Here is a 3,407-nt window from a genome sequence, read left to right as displayed (position 1 = left end):
CACGGCCGCGTGGGCCGGGCGAACCCCGGGGCAGCTGGGCGACGCGGGTCAGGTGTGGGAAGCGGACCGCGCGGCGGCCTCGTCGCCGAGCGGTTCGGGCAGTGGGCTCGGCAGGTAATGCGCGGTCACCAGTCGTGGGCCCCTCCCGTCGGCCCGCCCCGGGTCCGTGCCCGCACCGGCACCGTCCCGGGTGAACGCCAACACCCAGACCGACCCCTTCTTGCTCGGCGGCACGTCCGCCGACTTCTTCCGGGGCACGGTGACCCCGTCGCGTTCGGCCAGCGTGGCCACCACGTCCGGGATGACCCCGCCCTGGCTGCACACCAACGGCGTGCCGCCCTCGGCGACGAGGGAGAGCACGCGGGCCAGGCCGCCCGCACGGTCGGCGGTGTAGCCCTCCTCGGAGAGGGGGTGTTCCAGCTCCGTCTCGACCCCCACGTCGTCGGCGACGGCCTGAACCGTCTGCACGCACCGCAGGCGCGGCGCCGAGACCACCCGGTCCGGGGCGAACGCGCGCAGCAGCGTCCGCAGCCCCCGTGCCTGGCGTATCCCGGCCTCCGACAGCGGCCGCAGGTCGTCGTCGCCCGTCCAGTTCTCGCGGTTGCCCGCCTTCGCGTGCCGTACCAGCAGCAGCGTGGTCACCTCGGCCGGCTGTGCGGCGAACAGGTCGACGACACGGGCGTCGTTGTCGAACGTGAGCAGCGCCCGCGCCTCGGCGGGGGGCAGCCACCGCAGTTCGTCGACCTCCCCGTTCGGGACGAACCCGCCCGCGACGGCCCGCGCGGCGAAATACTCCACCGTCTTGTCGGCGCCGGGGACGGGATATTCGACAACGGTGAGGAAGCGGTCCAGCGCCGCTTCGTACCCGGTTTCCTCGTGCACTTCCCGGACGGCGGTCACCGCGCTCGTCTCGCCGGGATCCACCTTTCCCTTCGGCAGGGACCAGTCGTCGTGGTGCGGCCTGTGCACGACGGCGACTTCGACCTCGTTGCCCGGTGGGCGGCGCCACAGCACCGCCCCCGCGGCTCGTACAACTCTGCTCACCCGGTGGCTCCGTGCTCGCGCAGCAATTCCATCTGATGGTCGCGGACCTGGCCGCTGTCCGTCGGAGAGGGTACCCATTCCCCCGTCGGACGGAGTACCCAGCACCGGGTGAGGGGGTCGAACGCCGAGTCGAGTACGGCGTCCAGGCGGGCGCTGAGCCGGGCGTCGGCGACCTGCACGATCGCCTCGATCCGCCGGTCGAGGTTGCGGTGCATGATGTCGGCGCTGCCGATCCAGTGCGTGTCCGCCCCGCGGAAGTGGAAGATGCGGGAGTGTTCGAGGAACCGGCCCAGGATGGAGCGCACCTCGATGTTGTCGCTCAGCCCCGCGACCCCGGGCTTGAGGGCGCAGATCCCGCGCACCACGATCTGGACCGGCACGCCCGCCTGTGAGGCGCGGTACAGGCCGTCGATGACCCGCTCGTCCACCAGTGAGTTGCACTTGATGCGGATGCCCGCGGGTTTCCCCGCTCCCGCGAGGTCGATCTCGTCGGCGATGAACTTCAGCAGGCCGCGCCGGATGTCGTTCGGTGCGGTGAGCATCGTGCGGTAGGTCTGCTGGCGCGAGTAGCCGGTGAGGACGTTGAACAGGTCGGTCAGATCCGCCCCGACCGCCGGGTCCGCGGTGAGCAGGCCGATGTCCTCGTACAGCCGCGCGGTCCTGGGGTTGTAGTTGCCGGTGCCGAGGTGCGAGTAGCGGCGGATCGTCGCCCCCTCCTGGCGCACGACGAGCGCGATCTTGCAGTGCGTCTTGAGCCCCACCAGGCCGTAGACCACGTGCACGCCCGCGCGTTCCAGGGTGCGTGCCCAGGCGATGTTCGCCTGTTCGTCGAACCGCGCCTTGATCTCCACCAGGGCGACGACCTGTTTGCCCGCCTCGGCGGCGTCGATGAGCGCGTCCACGATCGGGGATTCGCCCGAGGTGCCCGAGGTGCGGTAGAGCGTCTGCTTGATGGCGAGCACCTTGTCGTCGGCGGCGGCCTGCTCGACGAACCGCTGCACGCTGGTGGAGAACGAGTCGTAGGGGTGGTGCACCAGCACGTCCCCGTCGCGCAGGGTGGAGAACACGCTCTTCGGTGTCTCCCGCTCCCCGAACGCCGGGTGCGTCGCCGGGACGAACGGCGGGTCCTTGAGCTCCTTGCGGTTGAGTGCGTGCAGCTGGTGCAGACAGTTCAGGTCCAGCAGGCCGGGTACCTCGACCACGTCCTGCGGATCGACCTCGAGTTCCCGCAGCAGGAGTTCGAGCATGTGCTCGCTCATGTCGTGGGCCACCTCCAACCGCACCGGCGGCCCGAACCTGCGTTGCGCCAGCTCCCGTTCCAGGGCCTGCAGCAGGTCCTCGTCGCGGTCCTCCTCGACCTCGAAGTCGGCGTTGCGGGTGACCCGGAACACGTGGTGTTCACTCACCTGCATCCCGCTGAACAACTCGTCCAGGTGTGCGGCGATGAGTTCCTCCAGCGGCAGGAAGGTGGCCTGCCGGGGACCCGGACCCTCCTCGATGCGCACCAGGCGCGGCACGTTGTTCGGCACCTTCACCCGGGCGAACCGTTCGGTGCCGCCCTCCGGGTCGCGCACGGTGACCGCGAGGTTGAGCGAGAGCCCGGAGATGTACGGGAACGGGTGCGCGGGGTCCACGGCGAGCGGGGTGAGCACCGGGAAGATCTGCCGGGTGAAGTAGGCCGACAGCCGTGCCCGGTCCTCGGTGTCCAGGCCTGCCCAGCGCACGATCCGGACGCCGGCGGCCTGCAGGGCCGGCCGCACGCCCTCCTCGAACGCGAGCGCGTGCCGCCGGACCAGTTCGCGGTTGCGCTCGGCGACGTAGGCCAACTGTTCGCTCGGGGTGAGCCCGTCCGCGCTGCGCACGGACAGACCGGTCTGCTCGCGCCGCTTCAGGCCCGCGACCCGGACCATGTAGAACTCGTCCAGATTGGACGCGAAGATCGCGAGGAACTTGGCCCGCTCCAGCAGCGGTTGGGACTCGTCCTCGGCCAGGGCGAGCACCCGCGCGTTGAAGTCCTGCCAGGAGAGCTCCCGGTTGAAGTAGCGGTCCTCGGGCAGGGCGTCGGTGCCCGGGGTGGCCGCGGTCACCGCGGGGGGCGCCGACGGGACGGCGCGGAACTCGCGTGTCCGTCCGTCGCCGCCCGTGGTCCCGGGAGGGGGTGCGGTGGTGACCTGTCGGCGACCGGGGTCGTCGGGGACGGGCCAGGTCGCCGGGGTCGTGCTGTCGTCGCTCACCCGTTCATTGTCCCCCAGACGGGGCTCCGCGGTGGCGGCCGATCGGGCGGGCGCCGACACGTGTGTCCGGCGCGGACGGTGGCCGTCTGCACCCCGCTCACGGTGCCCGGTGCGGCCGGTGCGGCCGGT

2 protein-coding genes are annotated in these 3,407 nt (G+C 71.6%); both read right to left on the bottom strand.

Annotated features, from left to right (window positions below; genetic code table 11):
• Nucleotides 1-48: 48 nt before the first annotated feature.
• Nucleotides 49-1,044: an NUDIX hydrolase gene (locus ACTIR_RS0117050; RefSeq protein ID WP_026455188.1), complete on the bottom strand. Its 996-nt coding sequence runs from the start codon at nt 1,042-1,044 to the stop codon at nt 49-51.
• Nucleotides 1,041-3,278 (bottom strand): RNA degradosome polyphosphate kinase, encoded by a 2,238-nt coding sequence (locus ACTIR_RS0117045; RefSeq protein WP_154663798.1) that lies wholly within the window; start codon nt 3,276-3,278, stop codon nt 1,041-1,043. Before ACTIR_RS0117045 ends, ACTIR_RS0117050 begins: the two co-directional genes overlap by 4 nt.
• Nucleotides 3,279-3,407 lie beyond the last annotated feature (129 nt).

Source organism: Saccharomonospora iraqiensis subsp. iraqiensis (genome assembly GCF_000430445.1).
In the GTDB taxonomy this organism is placed as follows: domain Bacteria; phylum Actinomycetota; class Actinomycetes; order Mycobacteriales; family Pseudonocardiaceae; genus Saccharomonospora; species Saccharomonospora iraqiensis.
The sequence above is the reverse complement of the archived record's forward strand: the minus strand, read 5'-3'. Positions and strand labels throughout refer to the sequence as shown.